Origin of the sequence: Paenibacillus sp. RU5M, from assembly GCF_900221055.1 — a bacterium.
Classification (GTDB): domain Bacteria; phylum Bacillota; class Bacilli; order Paenibacillales; family Paenibacillaceae; genus Paenibacillus; species Paenibacillus marchantiae.
The window spans coordinates 37,448-61,282 of the sequence record NZ_OBQM01000014.1 but is presented as its reverse complement, the minus strand read 5'-3'; the positions used below and the strand labels follow the sequence as shown (position 1 = coordinate 61,282).

General features: G+C 44.9%; 17 protein-coding genes and 1 other RNA gene. 3 read left to right on the top strand and 15 right to left on the bottom strand.

What is annotated here, in order from left to right; genetic code table 11:
- Positions 1–75: 75 nt before the first annotated feature.
- The 4 genes from CRO25_RS28570 to CRO25_RS28555 all read right to left on the bottom strand — a co-directional run bounded on the left by CRO25_RS28570 (position 76) and on the right by CRO25_RS28555 (position 5,740).
- Positions 76–1,881: an extracellular solute-binding protein gene (locus CRO25_RS28570; protein ID WP_097115836.1), complete on the bottom strand. Its 1,806-nt coding sequence runs from the start codon at positions 1,879–1,881 to the stop codon at positions 76–78.
- Positions 1,882–1,987: 106 nt separating this feature from the next.
- The gene (locus CRO25_RS28565) at positions 1,988–2,842 is read right to left on the bottom strand and encodes an aldo/keto reductase (protein ID WP_079697272.1); all 855 of its coding nucleotides are present in this window, start codon (positions 2,840–2,842) and stop codon (positions 1,988–1,990) included.
- A 167-nt stretch (positions 2,843–3,009) separates the two neighbouring features.
- Positions 3,010–4,260, bottom strand: coding sequence for a macrolide family glycosyltransferase (locus CRO25_RS28560; RefSeq protein ID WP_079697271.1), 1,251 nt, complete (start codon positions 4,258–4,260; stop codon positions 3,010–3,012).
- Between the two features lie 226 nt (positions 4,261–4,486).
- Complete coding sequence (locus CRO25_RS28555) at positions 4,487–5,740, bottom strand: mechanosensitive ion channel family protein (protein ID WP_064641211.1); 1,254 nt, start codon at positions 5,738–5,740, stop codon at positions 4,487–4,489.
- Positions 5,741–5,983: 243 nt separating this feature from the next.
- Here CRO25_RS28555 and CRO25_RS28550 point away from each other — a divergent pair, with 243 nt between their 5' ends.
- Positions 5,984–6,664 (top strand): hypothetical protein, encoded by a 681-nt coding sequence (locus CRO25_RS28550; RefSeq protein ID WP_372829537.1) that lies wholly within the window; start codon positions 5,984–5,986, stop codon positions 6,662–6,664.
- Positions 6,665–6,989: 325 nt separating this feature from the next.
- On the opposite strand, the gene CRO25_RS28545 is transcribed toward CRO25_RS28550, so the two are convergent.
- Positions 6,990–8,084, bottom strand: coding sequence for a carbohydrate kinase (locus tag CRO25_RS28545; protein WP_072735768.1), 1,095 nt, complete (start codon positions 8,082–8,084; stop codon positions 6,990–6,992).
- Positions 8,085–8,411: 327 nt separating this feature from the next.
- On the opposite strand from CRO25_RS28545, the gene CRO25_RS28540 reads away from it, so the two are divergent.
- Positions 8,412–9,593, top strand: a complete 1,182-nt coding sequence (locus CRO25_RS28540) for a NupC/NupG family nucleoside CNT transporter (protein WP_064641207.1) — start codon at positions 8,412–8,414, stop codon at positions 9,591–9,593.
- 23 nt (positions 9,594–9,616) lie between these two features.
- Positions 9,617–10,546 carry a nucleoside hydrolase gene (locus CRO25_RS28535; protein WP_072735766.1) on the top strand — a complete coding sequence of 310 codons (930 nt, stop codon included), beginning with the start codon at positions 9,617–9,619 and terminating at the stop codon, positions 10,544–10,546.
- A 182-nt stretch (positions 10,547–10,728) separates the two neighbouring features.
- Here the strand turns inward: CRO25_RS28535 and ssrA are convergent.
- The 10 genes from ssrA to CRO25_RS28485 form a co-directional block, all read right to left on the bottom strand.
- Positions 10,729–11,093, bottom strand: a transfer-messenger RNA (tmRNA) gene (gene ssrA / locus CRO25_RS28530).
- A 605-nt stretch (positions 11,094–11,698) separates the two neighbouring features.
- A complete protein-coding gene (gene smpB, locus CRO25_RS28525) occupies positions 11,699–12,181 on the bottom strand; it encodes an SsrA-binding protein SmpB (protein ID WP_024629496.1) in 483 nt (160 codons plus the stop codon).
- Positions 12,182–12,359: 178 nt separating this feature from the next.
- Positions 12,360–15,137, bottom strand: a complete 2,778-nt coding sequence (gene rnr, locus CRO25_RS28520) for a ribonuclease R (RefSeq protein WP_079697269.1) — start codon at positions 15,135–15,137, stop codon at positions 12,360–12,362.
- 451 nt (positions 15,138–15,588) lie between these two features.
- The gene (gene secG, locus CRO25_RS28515; protein ID WP_024629498.1) at positions 15,589–15,822 is read right to left on the bottom strand and encodes a preprotein translocase subunit SecG; all 234 of its coding nucleotides are present in this window, start codon (positions 15,820–15,822) and stop codon (positions 15,589–15,591) included.
- A gap of 220 nt (positions 15,823–16,042) precedes the next feature.
- Entirely contained in the window at positions 16,043–17,329 is a 1,287-nt protein-coding gene (eno, locus tag CRO25_RS28510; protein ID WP_063566488.1) for a phosphopyruvate hydratase, read from the bottom strand.
- Between the two features lie 240 nt (positions 17,330–17,569).
- A complete protein-coding gene (gpmI, locus tag CRO25_RS28505; protein ID WP_063566489.1) occupies positions 17,570–19,114 on the bottom strand; it encodes a 2,3-bisphosphoglycerate-independent phosphoglycerate mutase in 1,545 nt (514 codons plus the stop codon).
- Positions 19,114–19,866: a triose-phosphate isomerase gene (gene tpiA / locus CRO25_RS28500; RefSeq protein WP_063566490.1), complete on the bottom strand. Its 753-nt coding sequence runs from the start codon at positions 19,864–19,866 to the stop codon at positions 19,114–19,116. The genes gpmI and tpiA overlap by 1 nt, the downstream gene beginning before the upstream one ends.
- Positions 19,867–19,899: 33 nt before the next feature.
- Entirely contained in the window at positions 19,900–21,081 is a 1,182-nt protein-coding gene (pgk, locus tag CRO25_RS28495; protein WP_024629502.1) for a phosphoglycerate kinase, read from the bottom strand.
- Positions 21,082–21,230: 149 nt separating this feature from the next.
- The gene (gene gap / locus CRO25_RS28490; RefSeq protein WP_024629503.1) at positions 21,231–22,238 is read right to left on the bottom strand and encodes a type I glyceraldehyde-3-phosphate dehydrogenase; all 1,008 of its coding nucleotides are present in this window, start codon (positions 22,236–22,238) and stop codon (positions 21,231–21,233) included.
- Positions 22,239–22,346: 108 nt separating this feature from the next.
- Positions 22,347–23,372, bottom strand: coding sequence for a sugar-binding transcriptional regulator (locus CRO25_RS28485; protein ID WP_063566491.1), 1,026 nt, complete (start codon positions 23,370–23,372; stop codon positions 22,347–22,349).
- Between the last annotated feature and the right edge of the window lie 463 nt (positions 23,373–23,835).

Here is a 23,835-nt window from a genome sequence, read left to right as displayed (position 1 = left end):
TCCTTTTTCATTCCAAAGAGGGCATCCACGGTAGCAAAGTCGTAAAAAGGCTACACCACCGTGGACATCTCTTCCTTATCTGGCGTTATACCGATCCAGGGCAGCTTGCTGAATTTCAATAGCCCGTTTCACGTTAAACTTGTTGATCTGATCCACAAACTTGTCAAAGTTCTCAATCGGCTCAACCCCAATGACAAATTTGACGAACATCTCGTCCCGGTAGGTTCCAATATCACTCATGATCTTGCTGTACTCCGTAGATTCTTCTGTTGTCAGACTGGTTGGAGGAAGGCCCACCTTCAGTGTATTCTCGCTGTATTTGGAGAACAGAACCGCCGCATCCTTCTGCTGTTGGAGCTGATAATATTGCTCGTTGTACCTATCGTCATCCTCCCCCACGAAGGGATAGTTCGCAATAAAATGTTTGGCCATGGCCTGAGCAACCGACAGACCGTCTGGATTTTTCAAAATCTCATCAGTATAGGTCGGGTAACCGTCCTTCATCGTATAGGTGAGGCCCTCCATACCGAAATTTTTCAGCATATGTCCTTCTTCACTGAAGAAATAATCGAGTGCTTTGACCGTTTCCTCCGGATGTTTGTTGCTATTGGTGAGCACAACGCCGCTACTGCTCCACTCCCAGGAACGTCCGGTAAACAGTGGTTCATCACCCTTATTCAGCACCGGATATTGAGTGGCTGTCAGGTTGGCGTTCGGATCCGTTTCCTGCAGAGCGGGCAGGTAGCGGCCTACACCTCCACCGATGAAGGTGAAAAACGCACCAGCTTGACTGCTCAAAATTTTGGCGTCGTATGTTTTCTGATCATTGGTAGCAAAATCGGGATCAATCAATCCCTCCTGATACCAGCGATGGAACATCGTTAGAAATTCCTTATATTCTGGCTCGATTGGTCCATAGACCACCTTGCCATCTTTCATAAACGTATTATTAGTGATGCCGTAAGCCTCCAGATATGTCGGTGCGGCTGGTCCCATCGTGCTCATTTTGGGTGGTGCACCAAACAACAGGGGCGCTGCAACGCCTTTTTTCTCCTTGAAGGCCTTGAGTACCGTCTCCCATTCCTCAATCGTTTCCGGTTTCTCCAGCTTCAGCTCATCCAACCAATCCTGACGGATGAACGTACCGCCGAAGGTTTTGTATTCCCCAAGCCGCAGATGCGGTATCGCATAGATATCTCCGTTGTCGGCTTTTAACTGTTTGGCAACCTCGGGATTCTCGTCCAGGATCTTTTTCAAATTGGGAGCGTATTCATCAATAAGATCGTTAAGTCGAATGATGATACCATCATTGAATAGCTTGGCGTAATCTCCATTGACAAACATGGCATCAGGCAGCTGATTCGAGGCAATCATGACATTGAACTGTTCGGTCTCGGCACCCACAGCGGGATGCTGGAATTCGATTTTGGTATTGGTTTTCTTCTCCCATTCCTTAATCGCCGTGATTTCATTCATGCTCTTGAGTGTGATGGAAGCATTGGTATTCATCGACATCCAGATTGAAATGGGGGTAGGTCCATCTCCTCCTGCTTCACCTGCACTTCCGTTGTCTCCTGAACAGCCCCCAAGAGCAGCTATGCTCATCATTAGGCAGATTCCAATTGTCAGTCGTTTTCTCCATGACCTTTTCATCACTTCACGTCCCCCCATTGAATTTGTATCGTGGATAAGCAGCCCTGTCATCTCTCTCCATAAAGTTACCGTTTGTCCGCTATATTGGCTATCCTCCATTCTTGCGGACATATCCAAAATTTGATATTTCCATGCGCGGCGCAGGATTTGCACATGAATGCAAGAGATCAAGATCATATATCCAGATTGAACGGTGAGTAAATAAGTGATGAACGTTTGTAAAAACATACATCAAAAAGCCTCCTAATCTACATCTCTGTAGGTTAGGAGGCTATATTTATTTTATAACCATTCAACTCACCGTAAGGTGAACCGAACTTTTTATAATAAGCATTTAAAATTCTTCGTATTCACTCGGGTCCTGATTCCACAACCGTCCATCTTTACGATTATAAGAAGAAATGACTTCCATCTCCTTCTCGCTCAGCTCGAAATCAAAAATATCGATATTTTCTTGCTGGTGTTGAAGCGAACCTGCTTTAGGGATCGGAATTGACCCAAGCTGGGTATGCCAGCGCAAAATAACCTGCGTACCCGTTTTGCCATGAGCCTCGGCAATACGAAGGATCTGCTCATCTTTTACGATATCTTGTACAGCATCATTGCCACGACCAATCGGACTCCACGATTCGTTAACAATGCCATGCTGCGAATCCTTCTCCCGCTGATCCGCTTGATCAAAGAATGGATGCAGTTCAATCTGATTCAGACTTGGCGCTACTCCGGTCTCCTTAATCAGGCGTTCATTGTGTTCCGGAAGGAAATTGCTAACTCCGATTGAACGGATATATCCGCGTTTCTTCGCCTCAATGAGTGCCTGCCACGCTTCCACATACATATCCTGCTTGGGATTTGGCCAGTGAATCAGATATAGATCATAATAATCAAGATCTGCTCTGTATAGAGATTCTTGGATGGCTACAATCGCCTTTTCAAAGGCATGGTAACGCCCTGGCAGTTTAGATGAAATGAGCAGGTCTTCTCTGGAAACGGAGCTCTGTTTAATGGCCTTCCCAACAGTCGCCTCGTTCTCATAGTTATACGCTGTATCAATTAGTCGGTAACCTGCATCCATCGCGGACGCTATGGGTTTAACACCTTTTTCTCCTTTTAAGCTATAGGTACCAAAGCCAATGGCAGGTACCTTTAAGCCATCATTCAACATATATTCCGGAATTGTATGATTCATCTGTAAACTCTCCTTTGCGAAAGATATACTAAAACGATATGGAAAAGGTGATATGCCCTCTCCGTTTATTCTACCCCTCCATACGCGGATGAATCAAATATAAGCCACCACCCCGTTAACGGGGTGGTGGCTTTCTCGTCTAATTTTAATAGAGGCAAGTCGCCTCTTTATTCAAGCGAAGAGATGGGCGTGGCTGATAACGACCGCTTGCCCATAAAGTTCTGAATAGCGATAGCAGCCTGCTTGTACCCACCAGCATCGCGTAACGTTTTCCCAATAACCTCAGCATGTTCCTTGTAGGAGGCATTACCGAGCACTTCTAACACCGCGTTTCTCAGTACGTCGGGTGTAAGGTTATTTTTATCCACGATGACACCTGCTCCGAGCTCCTGCACCCGGCCTGCTACACGTGGCTGATCCGAGGTTAACGGGAGCATGACCAACGGTACATTATAATACAAAGCTTCACTTGCACTGTTCATGCCCGCATGTGTCAGAAAAGCATCTACACCCTGCAGCACTTCCAATTGTGGGAGATAGGGTCTGATGATGAAGTTGTCAGGAATAAGATCAGCAATGGGCTCCAAATCAGTATCCTTCCCTGAAGACAATATAAACTGCACAGGCAAATCACGAAAAGCCGTAAAGCACAGCTTATAAAAATCAAGATCCTTATTTAAAATGGTTCCCATCGAAATATAAACCGCCTGTTTATAAACGGCATGCAGAGATTCCTTTGCAAAGGATGGTGCATCCTTGCGGGGGGTAATAGATGGGCCAGTGAACACAAAGCTGTCGTCCAGCTTGTCCCCCATGGGTTGAAAATAACGGCTTGTATAAACAATCTTCAGTTGTCCTGGGTGCCCTGAAAGATCCGCTAGAGAAGGAACAGCCACATTGAACTGGGAAGCTAATTGCTGGGACATCTCAATGATGCTGTTATACAGCTCCTTGACCTCCTCATCGTCATCCTTCAGTTGATTTTGATTACCTGATCCGAGAGGCTCCACAAAAACAAAAGTTGTGGTTGAGCATACCGCTGGTATACCCAGCTTTTCACCTAAAATTTGTCCTCCCCAGCCTATTATGGAGTCAAAAATTAAATAATCGTAGGTTTCATTTTCGATCAGATTCAGAACATCCGGAATAAACCGCTGAATAATTTTTTTCAAAACCATATATAAAAATTGGTAAGGGTGCTTGATTTCAAATGGCTTCATATCTGGGTTGTTGAGCAGGCTTGCCTCGTTGAAGGAGTACGCTTTAAATTGTGCGCCTAACGCTTCAATCTTCGTCCGATATTTTTCCGTACAACAGTAGACGACTTCATCTCCGTTCTCTATCAGTTCCTTAATTATTCCGAGCGTCGGATTGATATGCCCTTCTGCAGGCATCATTACAACTAATACACGTGCCACGAAATTCACCTCCATTAAATTTTCCAATCTTCAAAGCGGGACATTTTATTTCTAGCTTCAAGATACGATACGTGTAAAATAAAATCTGGAAATCATGCCCATATGAATATACTATTAATTATTTCCAATTTTGTAAATAGTGTATATGTCACTTTTTGAACAAAAAAAGCACCTTTACGGTGCTCTCTCTGTTCATATTCATTTTGGATCAGGTAAATAACATATCTCAATATCCTCTCGAATATTGGGGGCTTTCTTTTAGTTGCACGATATCATGTCCTGTTGGATTTTGGAAAGCACGAAGGCCAAAGGTCGGCGCAACGGCGAAGATGTGGTCAAAAATATCCGCTTGAACCGATTCATACACACCCCAGGTAATATCATTGCTGAATGCATAGATTTCAAGTGGTAGTCCGTTATCTCCCGGTGCTAACTGTCTCACAATCAACGTCATGTCCTTATGAATTTTCGGATGATTCCTCAGATATTGATGGATATATTCTCTGAATACACCCACATTCGTAAGCTGTCTACCATTCACAATGCTTTCCGTATTAATGTGGTGTTCCATGTTGTATTCGTTAATTTCATTTAATTTTGTCTCGATATAATCCGTAAGATAGTGGATCTTCTGAAATTCCCCAATCATTTCCTTGGTGCAAAAGCTTATGCTGCTTGTATCGATATAGACGCTTCGCTTAATCCTTCTGCCACCGGACACCTGCATGCCTCTCCAATTTTTGAATGAATCGGAGATGAGCGCGTAGCTCGGAATCATCGTGATCGTTTTATCGAAATTCATAACCTTTACCGTGTTTAATGTAATATCGATGACGTCGCCGTCTGCATTATATTTGGGCATTTCAATCCAGTCACCAACACGCACCATGTCATTTGATGATAATTGCACGCCTGCCACCAGTCCCAATATGGAATCCTTGAAGACGAGCATCAGAACAGCAGATAAAGCGCCGAGTCCACTGAGAATAATCAACGGATTCTGACCAATGAGGCTCGAGATGACGATAATGCCTCCAATGATGAAAAGAATGATCTTGGCTACCTGAATGTATCCCTTAATGGGTCTGATCTTGGAGACTTCATAGGAACGATATATGGTATCAAAGGCATTAAGCAGCGCATTTAATACCGTGATGGTTATGACGATCATATAAGTTAAAGCTGCTTTTTCAATCAAAGCTTGATAGGACGGGAAGACATACGCAGAATAATAAATGATAATCGCCGGTACCAGATGCGAGAGGTTGTGGAACACTTTTTTCTCCACAATGATTTTATCCCACGTGTACCGATTGTTGTTGATGATTTGGATAATAATCTTCAGTACGATTTTTTTGGCTATAAAATTGGCCAGTATGGAGACCACAGCTATAAATACCACCATGATCAAATTCGAAAGATATCCAATGGTTTGTTCACTCATGCCAGTTCCGTCTAGTTGATTTTTGATAAAGTCCATTGTATCCTCCTGACGCGGTTTATATTAACTTATTATTATAAATTACATTCTAGTACGAAGTAAAATTTCAAAATAATACAGTAATCGGTTGATGGATAAAGGGTACTTGCCCCCGCTCATGAGTATCACGTCACATAAATGGGCTAATGTGCATAGACTGGGCTAAATATAAACCAGACTCTTGCATTGGAGATGTGAACATTGAGTAATACAAAAAATAAAGCTAAGACTCAGCCTATTGCCATGAAAAAGCTTTCCCCCGTAAGCATGGTAACGGAGCTTCCTCCCGTCCGCGGTAATTTAAGAACCTCTTCCTTAAATCCAAATAAGGCCATTCATAATGAAAAGGACACAACATCCGCTATCGATGCATGTGTAGACCGTGCTTTTCGTATTCCTATATTTTTGAGTACAACCAACACGGTAAATGGCCCGCAAGAGCAATTTTTGAACCGTCTGATTAGGGAAATTGAAGATGCATTGCTCTTTCCCCGCACATTGCCCGTTAGTGAACAATACCCGGAAAACATTCTAACGAATATACGACGCTTGGTTTTTTCAAGCTATGGTCTGCTCGCAATCAACTTCCGAAGATTTTTTGTTCAAATTCTTGAATCCAATGTAGGGGAGCCACCAACGACCACTCCGTTCTGGGAAGGATCGACCTTTTCTCAAATTGAGCCTGCCATGGCCTTTCAATTCGGCATTCCAATCTTATTAGTGAGGGAGAAGGGAACGGACGTCAGTAATGGAATTTGGGCTGGAGGAATCACACCTCTCAACATATTTGTAGACTGGGATTCCGACAATCAATCCGTAGACGATTTCTTTAACAGTGTTCAATGGAGAGAGGTCTTTGCTTATTGGGCTGCAGAGGTAAGGGGTAACTATTTGCTTCGCACGGAGCCGTTGTTCAATAATTAATATGTATTAAAAGATTTACTGTCATTGAGGATGGAATCTTTGCGTAGATTGCAATGACGTACTCGTTCACATCATACCTGTGCATGAGGTCACTTTGGATTCGCCCTTTTTTGACCTTATAGATGCCAGTTTATTTAATGTTGCCTCAACCACACGATTTCATGATCCCCGACAGATTACGGAAAAGCAAAAAAGCGACCTAATACGGTCGCTTTTTTCAAAGTTTGGTGGAGGCATGGGGATCGCCTACATAGTTATTGTTAAACCAACGTCCTATTTGACTCGCCATAGACATCGCGCATTTAATGTAGCGAACAAGTAAATGTTATCGTGAATATACCTGTACGACTTCATGTATTTTTTCAGGTTTTAAAGATGTGCAAATCGATTCTTCCGTTTGAAGGGTAAGAACAGCACCGGCAAGTCCCAGCTGGCACGCGCTATGAAGCGATTCATTGTTCATGATTCCATATATAGCACAAGAAGAAAACGCGTCACCAACCCCTGTGGTATCCACAATATCGGTCTGGATAGCAGGTAAATGTCCAGATTCCTCCGAGGAAGAATAATACGCCCCCTGATCGCCAAGCGTAATCATTACTTGTTTAACGCCACGTTCTCTAATTTTTTCACACGCGATCTGGCAATCCTCAATTGAGTCAATTCTCATGTCGGCAAGCACCTCTGCTTCAACTCGGTTGGGGAGCAACAGTTCTACTCCGTCGAGACGAAATGGAAGTTTTTGCGCCTTGGCTGCAGATGTAGGATCTATGTACAAAGGAATATGTTCATCGGCACAACGTTTAATGATATAGCTGATACATTCCTTAGGAATATTCGTATCCATAAAAACGGCTTGCGAGGAAACGATGTAGGACCACTTCTCCTCAAACATGGACGTCGTCATTTTTTCATATATTTGCATATCATCCATCGAGACCACGCTCTCACCGGTTGGATCCAGAAGAGTGATGAAAATCCCCGTCCGTTCAGTTGGCAACACCCAAACTTGACTAACATCAACACCTTGGCTCTTTATTTCATTTAGGATCCAGTCGCCTTCTTTATCGTCTCCAACACAAGTCATAATGGAAGTATTACAATTGAGCCGACTTAAATTTTCAGCAACGTTGCGTGCTGCGCCGCCGCAGGATTCATTGATTTTTACCGGATTGGATGAAGAATAACTGATCATCTGATTGGATCGCGCTTTCTTGTCTATGTTGGCCCCTCCAATACAAACAACCGACGAGTCTTCCCGCAAAATATAAGCCCGTCCCTTGATTTCACCGCGTCTGGTCAAGCTGGCAATATAATTGGCAACCGTCGGACGGGATAAACCAACCTTAGCGGATAACTCTTGTTGAGATATATAAGGATTCATTTTTATATAGTCTAAAATTTGTTTTTCTTTATCCATGAAGTAACCTCATTTCTTCTTATATTCCTCAATACAACCGCGTGTTTGTCTGTCGTATTCATTATACAACTAAAATTACCTTCAAATGAATTCATGCAGTCGTGCCATGCGAAATTTAGCCATTTGTTATGGATTGTTATGGATCTCTAGCATCATGATTTAATTTTGTGTATTGACACAATAAAATGAAAGCGTATACTAAACATATGTTTTATATATAAACATTTGTTTATAACTATTAGGAGGTGTACATTGGCTGTTAATTATCTTGTGGACAGACAAGTCAATCTTGCATGAGACATTGGCATTAACATGGAGGAGATATACATGAATTTTGTTTTCTTACTAACTGGCCTTCTTCTTGTTTTTATTATTGGTTTTGCAGTAAGCAACAATCGCAAAAAAATAAAATACAACCGTGTTCTGATCATGTTGGTCATACAGATCCTTTTGGTTTACTCTATGATGAACACGAGTATAGGGATCATTGCGATTACAAAAGTGGGCTTGTTGTTTGAAAAGCTGATGGGGATTGCCAATGCGGGAATACAGTTTGTATTTGGCGGCTTGGCGAATGAAGGTCAAGTCCCGTTTTTCCTTGGCGTGTTAATGCCTCTTGTGTTCATGTCTGTATTGATTGGAATTCTGAATTATATCAAAGTATTGCCTTTCCTCATTAAATATTTAGGTCTGTTTCTAAGCAAAATAACGGGAATGGGCAGACTTGAAAGTTATTTTGCCATATCTACATCTGCACTTGGACAACCGGAAGTATTTTTAACCATTCTCAAACAAATCCCTCATCTGTCCAAAGAAAGATTATATACGATTTGTACATCTGCAATGAGTGCAATAAGCATGGCGATGGTTGGAGCATACGCCAATATGCTGGAGCCCAAGTTTGTTGTAACGGCTGTTGTATTGAATATTTTCAGCGCTCTTATCGTTGCCAATATAATTAATCCATATGATCTGGATGAGGATGAGGACTTGGTTGAAATTGAGGAAAAAGAACGGCTACCATTCTTCCGAATGGTTGGGGAAAGCGTAATCGATGGTTTTAAAATCGCCATTATTGTTGGTGCCATGCTGCTCGGATTTATCTCCCTGATGGAGCTGGTCAATGTGATTTTCCAAAGCGCATTACACGTTTCATTCGTTACGGTAATTGGTTATATTTTTGCGCCAATCGCCTTCTTAATGGGAGTTCCGTGGACAGAAGCTGTACAAGCAGGCGGAATTATGGCTACCAAACTGATTACGAATGAATTTGTTGCTATGTTGAGCTTTGGTGATATGTCGAACCAATTCTCCTCGAAAACGGTCGCTATTATATCTGTTTATTTAGTTAGTTTCGCAAATTTCGGAACGCTAGGCATCATCTCCGGATCAATCAAATCGATCAGCGACAAGCAAGGAGACCATGTTGCGAAGTTTGCTCTTAAATTGCTGTTAGGTTCAACATTAGCATCTGTTATTTCAGGCACAATGATGGGACTTGTCATGTAAATAAAACGTAGAGGTGAAATATAATGACAACAAGAAAAGTGATTATGGATTGTGATCCAGGACATGATGACGCCATTGCGATTATTTTAGCTGCTGCACAACCGGAATTGGAGATTCTAGCGATTACAACAGTTTCCGGAAATGCAGAAATTGAAAAAACGACTCAAAATGCTTTACAAATTTGTGATTTGATTTCGTTAAATGATGTTGTGGTTTCAAAAGGTGCCAGTGAGCCTTTGGTCCGATTACGTGAAAATGCTCCTGGCATTCATGGGGAGTCAGGCTTGGATGGTCCTAAGTTTCCTGAACCTTCCCGCAGCTGGAGCGAAGAACATGGCGTTGATACCATTATTAGACTTGTAAAAGAGTCGACAGAGCCAGTTACCCTTCTTCCAACAGGACCGTTAACCAATATTGCGTTAGCATTAACAAAAGCACCGGAAATAAAAAGCAATATTGATGAAATTGTACTCATGGGCGGCGGAACTATCGGCAACTGGACACCAACTGCTGAGTTTAATATTTGGGCTGATCCAGAAGCCGCAAAAAAAGTTTTTGATAGCGGTATTCCAACCGTAGTAATGGGACTGGATATTACACATCAAGCCTTGGCGACCAAAGAAGTCATCGACGAAGTAAATAAAATCGATAACCATGTCGCTAAAATAGTGGGCGAACTACTAGTATTTTTTGCATCGACCTATAAAGAAATGTTCGATTTTGATGGGGCACCGGTACACGATGTCTTAACTGTGGCCTATTGTGTGGCACCAGAATTGTTCAAGACTAAAGATGTGAATATTGTCGTGGAAACGAAAGGTGAGTATACCGCGGGAACAACCCTAGTTGATCTGCACGGGGTTACTGGTAGAAAAGTTAATGCTAAGTTTGGTTTAGAACTTGATGTAGACGGTTTTTGGAAACTAATGATTGACGCACTTAAAAAATACTAGAATCTAGTGATAGCACCTTTGGTTTGCTTCGTGCATGTTGATTTACTTTTTTTAAAATTTCCTGGAGCTGTTTTCGATCTCCAAACGTCTTGACCACCTCCGTTTTTATTATTGTTAAGGTTATTATATTAAAAACTAAAAAGCCACCATCCAGATCACTGGTTGGTGGCTTTTGCTTGCTCTAATGGAGGCGAGGGGAGTCGAACCCCTGTCCGAAGATAACGACACATAAGCTTCTACGGGTGTAGTTACAGTTTTGATGTCACCCGAGTATCGCCCCGTAACCGGCTATACGTTGGGTCAGCCTGATTGTCTTCTTCAGCACACCCCAGGCGGAGATGTGACAGCGTATCCCACTACTTGTTAGCCCCTAATCCTGTCACATGGGCGATGCAGGTTAGAAGCACGCACACAGTTTCTTAGGCTGCGAAAGCGTAGTTTGTTTGTTGTTTGCCGTTTAATAGGCTTTAGCGTTGATGAAGTGGACGCGTCCCCACTACCCGCTACCCATGCTCGAACTATCCCCGTCGAATCCATAAACGCCCCCTCATATAAGAAGGGCTCCAGGATTAATCCGTGAATACGGAGCAAAGGTGCTGCACATCTTTTTCCTCCAAAGTAAAAAGATGCTTCTTTCAAACTCGGCATTCCTGTCTGCTACAAGAACATCATAACACAGGACTATTCACCGATATAGTACAGATTGCTGGAAGACGTTCCAACAGGCTAAGCAACTACGCATGTTATCCAACACACATATGAGGCTCAAGCGTCTACATATTATACCGCGTCCCTCAAGGGAAGTAAAGTTGAGTACCGAAGTGCAGACAATTCATGAGCATGAACAACTTTTCTTAACTATCTTACCCACGATCCCAACAAACTACGCAGCCATCAGCAAAAATACTGCAATTATTCTTTCCAGCAATCCTCACAAGCTACCCGGTACACCACTACTAACAATTTCATTAGACAGGTTACGTAGCAAACTGTTGTATATCATATCAGACCTAGCACAAAAATCTGACAGCCCCTTACAAGGAACCTCTAATCAGATCAAAAAAATCCCAAGCTCTACCCAACTACGGGCAAATCTTGAGATCCTTATTTCTAACATAAAGCACTGATCACTAACTAACTTACCATGCGCAATTAACGAGCCACCTTCTGCTTCTCGCGCAGTACCCGTTGAATATCACGTTGTGCATCGCGTTTTGCGGCAGACTCCCGCTTATCATACTGCTTCTTACCTTTACCCAGTCCAAGTAAGAGCTTTGCATACCCGTTACGAATATAGATCTTCAGCGGCACTATACTGTATCCGTCCTGCTTCGACAGCCCTAGCAGTTTGTGAATTTGCACTTTATGCATCAACAACTTGCGCGTACGGGTTGGATCAATTGGATTATGACGGTTCCCTTGTTCAAAAGGACTAATATGCATATTGTGAATATGAATCTCACCGTTCCGAATCGTGGCAAATGCATCGCCAATATTCGCACGGCCGTTACGAAGAGATTTAATCTCCGTTCCGGTAAGCACCATGCCCGCTTCATACGTATCTTCAATGAAGTAGTCATGGGAAGCCTTTTTATTCTGTGCAAGCACTTTACTCTGTCCATCATTCTTGCCCATGTCCTCACTCCTTCTCCGTAAAATAAGCCGGTACCATGCTCTACAGCAGCGCACCACACATTTCCTAGGTACCACATGCCAGACCTTAATTGTAGCAAGGACCGCTGTTAAAATCAAGAAAGAGGCGGTCTGCGCCGCCCCTTCCCATTACACTCATTTCATGCTCAGCGAAACGCGATTACTTTTTCTTCTTCCGTACAAAAGCCGCCGTTCCGTTGGCTGGTGCGCCTTTACTCTTCTTGCGCTTACGGCGTGGTGCTCCGCCTTCCTGAACACCGCCCGGTGTTGCTCCTTCTCCGATAAACACACCGCTAGGTGAGGTGTTTTTGCGTCCACTACCGCCTTTGCCACCTTTGCCTCCGCCTTTACCGGATTTGAAGCTCCCTTCACCGCGACTGCTGCCGCTGTTCAGACCATTCCCTTGTCCACTAGCTGAAGTGCCTTCCTGGCCACCCGCTGTAGAGCTATATCCGCCTTTGCCCGAGCCAAAGCCAAAGCTTACCGCTCCCTTGCTCCGGCCTGCTGATCCGCCGGCATCTCCAGCACGACGCTCACCTCTCGGTTTGCCGCCACCTTTGCCACCCGCGCTTCCTGCTGTGTTCGAAGCTCCGCTACGACCGCCACGTCCGCCTTTGCTGCTCTCATCGGCTGATCTGCCACCACGGCTACCTCCAGCACCCGTTGGGGCGCCTTTACCACCACGCGAGCCACTGAATCCACCGGAACCACTCTTCACGCCGCCACGTCCACCACCACCAGCAGGACGTCCACCTTTACCGCCACGTCCACCACTGAAGCCACCTGGACGTTCGCCGCGAGGTTTCATGTCAACCATTTCAAAGTCAATCGTGTACTCTTCCATGCTCACACGCGCCACACGAATCTTCACCTCATCACCGATGCGGAAGACTTTGGAGGTACGTTCGCCAATCAGAGCCATATGTTGATCGTCAAAATGGTAATAGTCGTCTGTGAGCGCACTCAGGCGAATCAGACCCTCTACCGTATTTTCCAGTTCAATGAACATACCGAAGCTGGTTACACTGCTGATCATGCCTTCGAACTCTTCGCCGACTTTATCGAGCATGTACTCAGCTTTCTTCATTTTCTCTGTATCGCGCTCAGCTTCAACCGCCACACGCTCACGTTCCGAAGACTGTTGAGCAATATCTGCCATACGTCCAGCCAAATACTCCTGACGGTTCTCAGGCAAAGCCCCATTGTTCTCAATCACTTCCCGAATAACACGGTGAATGACGAGGTCGGGATAACGACGGATCGGTGATGTGAAGTGACTGTAGAACTCTGCCGCCAGACCAAAGTGACCAGACATCTCAGAATCATACTTCGCCTGTTTCATGGAACGCAGCATCATTGTACTGATAACCGTTTGTTCCTTCGTTCCATTAATATCCTCAAGCAGGGATTGAAGCGCCCGTGGATGAATCGCGTTGCCACGTCCTTTGACGTGGTGTCCGAAATTCGCCGCAAAGGCGAGAAAATTTTGCAGTTTTTCCTGATCTGGATCTTCATGCACACGATAGATGAAAGGAACCTTCAACCAGTGGAAATGCTCTGCTACCGTTTCATTGGCTGCCAGCATGAATTCCTCAATGATTTGCTCCGCAATCGAACGCTCCCGTTTCACGATATCGACTGGTTTGCATTCTTCATCCACAATGATTTTGGATTCTTCAAAATCAAAGTCAACCGCACCGCGGCGCATACGCATCGCACGAAGTTTCAAGGCAATCTCTTTCATCAAGTGGAAATCATCCACCAGGTCCTTGTAACGCTCCAACAATTCAGGCTCTTCACCTTCAAGAATTTTACGAACGTTGGAATACGTCATCCGCTCTTTGGTCTTGATCACACTTGTGAAAATGTCGTGTTTTACAACCTTCATCTGGTCGTTGAACTCCATCTCACAAGACAGGGTCAAGCGGTCTACCTGCGGGTTCAAACTACATATCCCGTTGGACAACCGTTGCGGAAGCATCGGAATAACACGGTCCACCAGATACACGCTGCATCCCCGATTGTACGCTTCCTGATCCAACTTGGAGTTCTCCTGCACATAATAGCCTACATCGGCAATATGAACGCCCAGACGATAGTTACCGTTAGGTAGTTTCTCCACATTGACAGCGTCATCGAGATCCTTCGCATCTTCGCCATCAATCGTAACGATATTCAGGCCCCGCAGATCACGGCGACCTTGCTGGATAATTTCTTCTTCCGTAATGGCATCAGGTGCTTTTTCGGATTCTTCCACCACTTCATCCGGGAAAGCTTCAGGCAGCTGATGTTTACGGATCACTGACAAAATATCAATGCCCGGTTCATCCTTATGACCGAGAATCTCGATCACTTCACCTTCTGCTGCTGCCCGGCCCTCTGGATAGCTGACGATTTTCGCAACAACTTTTTGCCCATCAACAGCTCCATTAAAGTTCGTGCGTGGGATGAAAATATCCCGGTTAATCCGCTTGTCGTCCGGAATGACGAAACCATATACCTCGTGGCTTTGGAATACACCGACCACCTGCGTGACAGCACGGGTAACAATACGGACAATCTCACCCTCCAAACGCCCACCGGAAGGACCTTGAGAAGTCACTTTAACAAACACCGTATCTCCGTTCATCGCGCTTTTCATGTCATTGGCGTGGATGTACACATCCGGATGTTCCCGATCCTCAGGGATGAGGAAAGCAAACCCCTTTGCATGAGCCTGCAAACGTCCGCGCACCAAATCCATACGTTCTGGCATACCGTAGCGGTTATTGCGGGTCAGCAAGACTTTGCCGGATTCCTCCAGCGTATTAAGCATAATTAAAAAGGCTTTGAAATCAGCCGCATCTTCAATCTCGAAGTGCTGTTCCAGTTCCTGATAAGTCATCGGTTTATAAGCGGTTTCCCGCATGAAGTCGAGCAATTGTTGTTCTGTTATCATTAATATTCACCTCGGGAAACATAAAAGTGTAATCTTGTTTCATCTCTCTATGTATCAGAAACCTTACAAATAGAAAAGCCATTTAACTCAGGCCTCACTATCTCATACCCTAGTATACACGAATTCAATCCGGCGCATCCGTACCCTGCAAAATAAACCAAGCATGCATGGCCCCTTGCATAACCGCGCTTTCATGCATCATAACAGCATTTATGCTACATGTGTTTTGCTCTCGAAAAGACAGAAAAGAATCGGCCCAGAACAGGGCGAATATGTAGGAAGGTAACCGAACGGAAGTGAGAAGAAATCGAAGATCAGAATCATGTAGTTCATTGGAAAAGACTGGTCATGAATGAATTTATTAAAAAACCTCCGTTTCTTCTCGAAACGAAGGTTAATCATTCAAGCGTTCCTGCTCGAAACTATCGCGTTACATAAGGCACTCCAACTCTTACTTGGAGACAACCGTAACGATGATAGACAAAATGAAGAATCCTGCACCCAGTACAACTGTTGCACGTTGCAGGAAAAGATCCAGTCCGCGCGCTTTCGTTTTACCGAAAAGATGTTCCGCACCACCGGAGATGGCACCCGCCAAACCAGCGCTTTTCCCGTGCTGCAGCAATACTACAGTGATTAGACCGATCGAAAACACCACGAGCAGCAATTTCAAAGCAATATCCATTCTTTCCACCTCCTACCCATGTGGGCATAACATCTCACCATAAAAACAGTTATTTTAATTGTAACACAGCTATTAACGTGATACAAGTAGTGGCATTTCCTCAATTACTGAGATATAGCCAACATTTTCAACCCTTTTAATCTTCTTAAGTAATTAAAATCAACTTAATAAAAAAGACAAGCCGGTTACCCGGCTTGCCCATGAGTTGTCGTAAGACAACTTATTTTTTGAGGTTGTAGAAACCTTTGAGACCATTGTATTGAGCCAGTTCGCCCAGTTGATCCTCGATGCGGAGCAATTGGTTGTACTTCGCGATACGGTCTGTACGGGAAGGAGCACCCGTTTTAATTTGACCCGCGTTTGTTGCAACAGCGATGTCAGCGATTGTGCTGTCTTCGGACTCACCGGAACGGTGGGAGATTACAGCAGTGTATCCTGCACGTTTAGCCATTTCGATTGCATCGAATGTTTCAGTCAATGTACCGATTTGGTTAACTTTGATCAGGATGGAGTTACCGATACCTTGTTCGATACCTCTACCCAGACGCTCTGTGTTCGTTACGAACAGGTCATCACCAACGAGTTGTACTTTGTCTCCCAATTTCTCAGTGAGCAATTTCCAACCATCCCAGTCATCTTCGGACATACCGTCTTCGATTGTGATGATTGGGTATTTCTCAACCCATGAAGCCAGAAGGTCAACATACTCAGCGGAAGTGTAAGATTTACCTTCGCCAGCAAGTGTGTACTTACCATCTTTGTAGAACTCAGTGGAAGCTACGTCCATACCCAGGAATACGTCAACGCCTGGTTTGTAACCTGCTTTTTCAATCGCTTCGATGATTGTAGTGATTGCTTCTTCGTTAGAACCAAGGTTCGGTGCGAAGCCGCCTTCGTCACCAACAGCTGTGTTCAGGCCTTTGGAGCTTAGTACGGATTTCAGGTTGTGGAAGATTTCCGCACCTACGCGAAGAGCTTCTTTGAAGCTTGGTGCTCCAACTGGAAGAACCATGAACTCTTGAACATCGATGTTGTTGTCAGCATGCTCACCACCGTTGATGATGTTCATCATTGGTACTGGCAGTACTTTAGCGTTGAATCCGCCCAGGTAAACGTACAATGGCAGATCCAAAGCGTCAGCAGCTGCGCGAGCTACAGCCATGGATACAGCCAGGATTGCGTTAGCACCCAGTTTACCTTTGTTTGGCGTACCATCCAAAGTAATCATCAATTTGTCGATACCCAGTTGATCCAATGCATCCATACCGATTACTTCTGGAGCGATTGTTTCGTTTACGTTTTTAACAGCTTGCAGAACGCCTTTACCCAGGTAACGGGATTTGTCGCCATCGCGAAGCTCAACAGCTTCGTGGGCACCAGTAGATGCACCAGATGGAACGATTGCGCGTCCGATTGCGCCGGACTCCAGGTATACTTCAACTTCAACTGTAGGGTTACCGCGGGAGTCGAGGACTTCGCGAGCGTACACGTCAGAAATAATAGTCATGAGTGATAATCTCCTTTTAATTTGGAATTTTATTTTAATACGTTCAGAATAGTTGAGTTTCACCAGGCCACTCCGCATGCAGTACCGTCTTCCGATCGCTGTTATCCCCTGATTTCTTTGAACTTGTTTTTATAAGTTGAAATCATGTGATAAAGGCGAACGCTTCGCTTCTACAGATCGGTTCTGCCCGCTTCGTTAAGGTTCAACTTAGGCCTTATTCAATAACCTATTAAAATTATATTATTTACGGGTAGCGATGACAGATGTACCTGTCATTTCAGCCGGTTTAGGCAATTGCATCAGGTCAAGAATCGTTGGAGCGATATCCGCGAGGATTCCGCCTTCACGCAGGGTAACGTTAGCATCTGTAACGATGAGTGGAACCGGGTTCGTTGTGTGAGCAGTGAACGGACGTCCTTGCTCATCGAACACCATATCCGCGTTACCATGATCCGCAGTAATCAGCACAACGCCGCCTTTAGCGAGAACTGCATCCACAACACGGCCCATGCATTCGTCTGTTACTTCTACTGCCTTAATGGTAGGCTCCAGCATGCCGGAGTGTCCAACCATATCAGGGTTAGCGAAGTTCAGAATAATGGCGTCATGTTTGTCTGCTTCAATCTCACGAACACATGCGTCAGCTACTTCATACGCGCTCATCTCCGGCTGCAAGTCGTACGTTGCAACTTTTGGTGAGTTGATCAGCACGCGTGTTTCGCCCGGAAGCTCAACATCACGGCCGCCGCTGAAGAAGAAGGTTACGTGCGGGTATTTCTCGGTTTCTGCAATACGCAATTGTTTCTTGTTGTTCTGTACCAGAACTTCACCCAGCGTGTTGTCGAGGTTTTTAGGCGAGTAAGCCACGTAACCTTCAACGGTCTCGCTGAACAAGGTCAGGCACACGAAGTGCAAGCCCACAGGGAACTTCGGACCGCGGTCGAAACCACGGAAATCCTGGTTCGTGAATACTTGCGACAGTTGGATCGCACGGTCAGGACGGAAGTTGAGGAAAATGACGGAATCGCCGCTTTCCACCAAACCTACCGGCTGGCCATCCGCTTTAACGATAACCGTTGGTTCAACGAATTCGTCAAATACGGATTTTTCATACGATTCTTCAACTGCTTTGAGTGGATCAGTGTATTTTGGTCCATCACCATAAACGATGGCACGATATGATTTCTCAACACGTTCCCAACGTTTGTCACGGTCCATCGCATAGTAGCGACCTTGAACCGTTGCGATTTGTCCTACACCGACTTCCTCGATTTTGGCAATCAGCTTCTGCATGAACTCTTTACCGCTATCTGGCATAACATCACGGCCATCCATGAAAGCATGAATGTATACGTCATTCATTCCTTCTTTTTTGGCGAGATCCAGCATAGCGAACAAGTGGTCGATGTGACTATGTACGCCGCCATCGGACAACAAACCATACAAGTGAAGCTTTTTACCGCTTTGTTTCGCTTCGCGAACAGCTTTAACGAGTGTCTCATTGTCGTAAAATTCACCGTCACGAATCGATTTGGAGATACGAGTCAAATCCTGGTATACGATCCGGCCGGCACCAATATTCAGGTGACCTACCTCGGAGTTCCCCATTTGCCCTTCAGGCAAACCTACCGCTTCACCGCAAGCAGTGAGAGTTGTGTGTGGGAATTGGCTCATAAAACGGTCATAGTTCGGTTTCTTGGCTTGCGCTACCGCGTTGCCTTCCACCGTGTTACGAAGACCAAAGCCGTCCATAATGATCAGTGCTACAGGTTTTGGAGCTGTCATTACTTCGCCCCCTCAACAAGCGCGATGAACGAAGCCGGCTGCAAGCTGGCACCGCCAACAAGCGCGCCGTCGATGTCGCTTTGTCCGAGGTATTCTGTTACGTTCTCAGGTTTAACACTGCCGCCGTATTGAATACGAACTGCATCTGCTACCTTTTGGTCGTACAGATCCTTCACCAGCGTACGAATGTAAGCAATAACTTCATTCGCATCTTGGGAAGTGGAGGATTTGCCTGTACCAATCGCCCAGATTGGCTCATAAGCGATAACCACTTGTGCTGCCTGATCTGCGGACAGACCTGCAAAAGCAGCTTCCGTTTGCACTTTGCACACGTCTTTCGTTTGATCAGCTTCGCGCTCTTCAAGCGTCTCACCAAGACAAAAGATTGGAGTCAATCCGTGACGGAATGCTGCATGCAACTTTTTATTGACAGTCTCATCGGTTTCCGCAAAATATTGACGGCGCTCCGAGTGACCAATAATGACGTAATCCACACCCAGGTCTTTCAGCATCACGCCGCTGATTTCACCTGTGAATGCACCGTTGTCTTCAAAATGAAGATTTTGTGCACCAATTTTGATGTTTGTGCCTTTAACGGCTTCTACCAGGGATGGCAGATTCGTAAACGGTGCGCAAATAACAGTCTCTACGCCTTCAACTTCCGCTTTTCCTTTAACTTCCTGAATGAAGTCATTGGATTCGGAAACCGTTTTGAACATTTTCCAGTTACCTGCGATAATCGGTGTTCTCATGGTTTTCAACTCCTTCATGCTATAGCTTAAAGCTTACTTGTCGTTCAATGCAACTACGCCAGGAAGCACTTTGCCTTCCATGAACTCGAGCGATGCACCGCCACCTGTAGAGATGTGGTCCATTTTGTCAGCCAATTTGAACTTCTCAGCTGCTGCTGCGGAGTCACCACCACCAATGATGGTGTATGCTTCTGTCTCTGCACAAGCTTCAGCAACCTCACGTGTACCGTTAGAGAAAGGCTCAATTTCGAATACGCCCATTGGTCCGTTCCATACAACCAGCTTGGAGTTTTTGATCACTTCAGCATAGATTGCACGAGTTTTCGGTCCGATGTCCACGCCTTCCCAGTCTGCAGGGATGCCGTCGATACCAACGATTTGTGTGTTTGCACTTGCACTGAAGTCGTCAGATACAACGATATCTACCGGCAGGTAGAAGTTTTTGCCCAATTTTTTCGCTTTTTCAATGAAACCAAGAGCAACGTCCAGTTTGGAATCATCCAACAGAGATTGTCCGATTTCATGTCCTTGTGCTTTGAAGAACGTGTAAGTCAGGCCGCCACCGATGATTACGTTGTCTGCAATGTTCAACAGGTTGTCGATCACATCGATTTTGTCTTTAACTTTGGAACCACCGATGATTGCTGTGAAAGGACGCTCAGGGTTGGAGATTGCTTTGCCCAACACTTCAAGTTCTTTCTCCATCAATAGACCGGATACTGCTGGCAACAAATGAGCGATACCTTCTGTCGAAGCGTGTGCTCTGTGAGCTGCGCCGAATGCATCGTTAACGAATACGTCAGCCAGTTCAGCAAATTGTTTTGCCAATTCAGGATCGTTTTTCTCTTCGCCTGCGTGGAAACGAACGTTCTCAAGCAACAATACGTCGCCATTGTTCAGTTCAGCGATTTGAGCTTTTACTGTTTCGCCAACGGAATCATCCGCTTTAACGACTTTTTTACCGAGCAATTCGGACAAACGCTCAGCAGCTGGAGTCAAACGCATGGATTCAACCACTTCGCCTTTTGGACGGCCCATGTGGCTTGCCAAAATAACTTTAGCGCCTTTTTCGATCAAGTAGTTGATCGTAGGAAGCGTGGCACGAATACGTTTGTCATCTGTAATTTTACCATCTTCGAGCGGCACATTAAAATCTACACGGACAAAAGCCCGTTTTCCTGTCAATTCGATATCGCGTACACTTTTTTTGTTCATCTGTATTTCCTCCGCACCCATGTATTTGGTGGACCAATCAAGAGCTGAAATCCCTTGTCAATCCTGGTGTTTTTGAGAAATTTGCAAAATGTTGATATATAAAGAGCGGAAACAATAGCATCTGTTTCCGCTCTATGTTATTGCAGATATTACTTAATCATTTTTGCAAAGTGCTCCAAAGTGCGAACCAGTTGAGCAGTGTAGGACATTTCATTGTCATACCAAGCTACAGTTTTAACCAATTGTTGGTCGCCAACAGTCAGAACTTTAGTTTGAGTTGCATCAAACAGGGAACCGAAAGTGATACCTTGGATATCGGAAGATACGATTTCGTCTTCAGTGTATCCGAAAGTTTGTGGATCGGAAGCTTCTTTCATAGCTGCGTTAACTTCTTCAGCAGTTACTTTTTTGTTCAAAACAGTTACGAGCTCAGTCAGGGAACCAGTAGCTACTGGCACACGTTGAGCTGCACCGTCGAGGATACCTTGCAGTTCTGGAATAACCAGACCGATTGCTTTAGCAGCACCAGTTGTGTTAGGGATGATGTTTTCAGCTGCTGCGCGAGCACGACGGAAGTCACCTTTAGGGTGTGGAGCATCCAAAGTGTTTTGGTCGCCAGTGTAAGCGTGAATTGTAGTCATCAAACCTTGAACGATTCCGAATTTGTCTTGCAGTGTTTTTGCCATAGGTGCCAGGCAGTTTGTTGTGCAAGATGCGCCGGAGATTACAGTTTCAGTACCGTCGAGGATTTCATGGTTTACGTTGTAAACGATGGTTTTCATGTCGCCAGTAGCTGGTGCGGAGATAACAACTTTCTTAGCTCCACCTTTCAGGTGTTTCTCAGCTGCTTCTTTAGTTGTGAAGAAACCAGTACATTCCAGAACGATATCTACGCCCAGGTCGCCCCAAGGAAGTTCTTCTGGGTTACGGTTAGCCAATACTTTAACTTCTTTACCGTTCACTTTGAAGAAGCCATCGTGTACTTCAACATCGCCATCGAAGCGACCTTGAGTTGTATCATATTTGAGCAAATGAGCCAGCATTTTAGCATCAGTCAAGTCGTTGATTGCTACTACTTCAATGCCCTCTACATTTTGAATACGGCGGAATGCCAAGCGTCCAATACGTCCAAAACCGTTAATACCTACTTTAATCATGAGTAAGTTCCTCCCAAGTTTTGATTAATTTTTTTTATGAAACTTATATATTCAAGACAGACCGTGAAGTCCGTCAAGACAACAATGGTTGTGGTGAAAAGTAAACTCTTATTCCATTTCGGCAACGATGACTTCGGCAGCAGCCTCGTCAATAATCAGAATATCTTCCTGGCCAAATCGCAGCACGGAGTGAATAGCAGCAGCTTTGCTTTTGCCACCTGCAATTCCGATCACGACATCGGTTCGTTCAATATCCTGGAGTCGCATGCCCAGCGTAAGCATGGTGTGTACCACCTCACCCTGATCATTAAAGTAATAACCGAAGGATTCAGATACGGCCCCTTGCGCCTGAAGTTCATCTATGATCTCTGTCGCAAGTTTACGGCGCCGTGCCATCTCTACGGCATCACCGATTCCATGAATGACGATCCGCGATTTTCGAATCAGCTGCAGAATCTCCTGAACACTTGGGTCCTGGATTAGTGATTCGTAGGCATGATCACTAAGCAAATCCGGTACATGCAGGAGTTTGTATTGGGCCCCTACCCGTTTTGCCATCGTGGATGCAATTGTATTGGCCTGAATTTCGAGGCTTTCTCCCAGCCCACCGCGTGCCGGTACAAACCAGACACCTTTCAGCGATGTTGGCGGAGTCAGTTGCTCTGCGACTCCAGCCGTTGTTGAACCGCCAGTTACGGCGACAACATCGTTATCAGTCATAATATTACCCAGAGCCTTCGCTCCGGCTCTACCCAGTTCCCGTTTGGCAAATGGAGAAATGTCCGAATCACCAGGAACCACAACTACCTTTTGCAGACCGTAGGCTTGCTTGATGCGCTCTTCCAGTTCGGATAATCCGAACAGCTCTTTGGCGACGGGTTCCAACTGCTGCAGCAATTCATGCCCTGCCTCACTGATCTTCATGCCTGCACTGTCAATTTCAATAAGTCCCTGAGCCTTTAACAAATCGGTCTCAGCCCTCAGAACCCGCTCGGTCATCTGCATGGAATTAGCTAACGTTCTTCGTCCGATCACATCCGATAACATGATCTGGTGCAGAATCGTATACCTCTTCTTCAAGACATCCATGAGATCAGGCAGAAGCTGCTTTTGCACTTCTAAAATCGTTCGCATGCTTTCCACTCCCGCAAGCTTCTCGTTCCAAGCTTTCTTTCATGGCCCCAAAACGTCCCGGGTTAACTTTTTAAGTCCCACGTCTATTCTACCTAAAACTGACGTGACATGCAAGTGTTTCGAAGCGTTAATTCGACACGTTTCAGGCGTTTGTACGCGCCTATTTTCACAATGTCAATCTACTATGATCGAGAACAACCTGTTCGACACCATATATAGAAGCAAAGTAAAATTCTCATCTACATATTGCTTGCTATGGTTTTTCATATGGCATGTCCAAAACCTCTTTTAGCATTTACCTATTTGCGCTCTTTATCCACTTATTTTCATCATGATCAATTTCAGGGTAATCCAAACCAAAACAGCGAACATCAGCTTGCAATTAAATTACTCATGAGCTATAATCATTATTGCTGTCACATATTTGAAGCTTCTATTTCAAAACTGCTTTTATGCAACTATG

Excerpts from the sequence above, each read along its gene's own strand:
- CRO25_RS28540 (WP_064641207.1), top strand. The coding sequence starts at position 8,412 with ATGAATTTTGTTTTCTTACTAACTGGCCTTCTTCTTGTTTTTATTATT.
- rnr (WP_079697269.1), bottom strand. The coding sequence starts at position 15,137 with ATGATAACAGAACAACAATTGCTCGACTTCATGCGGGAAACCGCTTAT.
- CRO25_RS28570 (WP_097115836.1), bottom strand. The coding sequence starts at position 1,881 with ATGTTTTTACAAACGTTCATCACTTATTTACTCACCGTTCAATCTGGA.
- tpiA (WP_063566490.1), bottom strand. The coding sequence starts at position 19,866 with ATGAGAACACCGATTATCGCAGGTAACTGGAAAATGTTCAAAACGGTT.
- CRO25_RS28555 (WP_064641211.1), bottom strand. The coding sequence starts at position 5,740 with ATGGACTTTATCAAAAATCAACTAGACGGAACTGGCATGAGTGAACAA.
- smpB (WP_024629496.1), bottom strand. The coding sequence starts at position 12,181 with ATGGGCAAGAATGATGGACAGAGTAAAGTGCTTGCACAGAATAAAAAG.
- eno (WP_063566488.1), bottom strand. The coding sequence starts at position 17,329 with ATGACTATTATTTCTGACGTGTACGCTCGCGAAGTCCTCGACTCCCGC.
- CRO25_RS28565 (WP_079697272.1), bottom strand. The coding sequence starts at position 2,842 with ATGAATCATACAATTCCGGAATATATGTTGAATGATGGCTTAAAGGTA.
- CRO25_RS28485 (WP_063566491.1), bottom strand. The coding sequence starts at position 23,372 with ATGCGAACGATTTTAGAAGTGCAAAAGCAGCTTCTGCCTGATCTCATG.
- gap (WP_024629503.1), bottom strand. The coding sequence starts at position 22,238 with ATGATTAAAGTAGGTATTAACGGTTTTGGACGTATTGGACGCTTGGCA.
- CRO25_RS28535 (WP_072735766.1), top strand. The coding sequence starts at position 9,617 with ATGACAACAAGAAAAGTGATTATGGATTGTGATCCAGGACATGATGAC.
- CRO25_RS28545 (WP_072735768.1), bottom strand. The coding sequence starts at position 8,084 with ATGGATAAAGAAAAACAAATTTTAGACTATATAAAAATGAATCCTTAT.
- secG (WP_024629498.1), bottom strand. The coding sequence starts at position 15,822 with ATGGATATTGCTTTGAAATTGCTGCTCGTGGTGTTTTCGATCGGTCTA.
- pgk (WP_024629502.1), bottom strand. The coding sequence starts at position 21,081 with ATGAACAAAAAAAGTGTACGCGATATCGAATTGACAGGAAAACGGGCT.
- CRO25_RS28550 (WP_372829537.1), top strand. The coding sequence starts at position 5,984 with ATGAAAAAGCTTTCCCCCGTAAGCATGGTAACGGAGCTTCCTCCCGTC.
- gpmI (WP_063566489.1), bottom strand. The coding sequence starts at position 19,114 with ATGACAGCTCCAAAACCTGTAGCACTGATCATTATGGACGGCTTTGGT.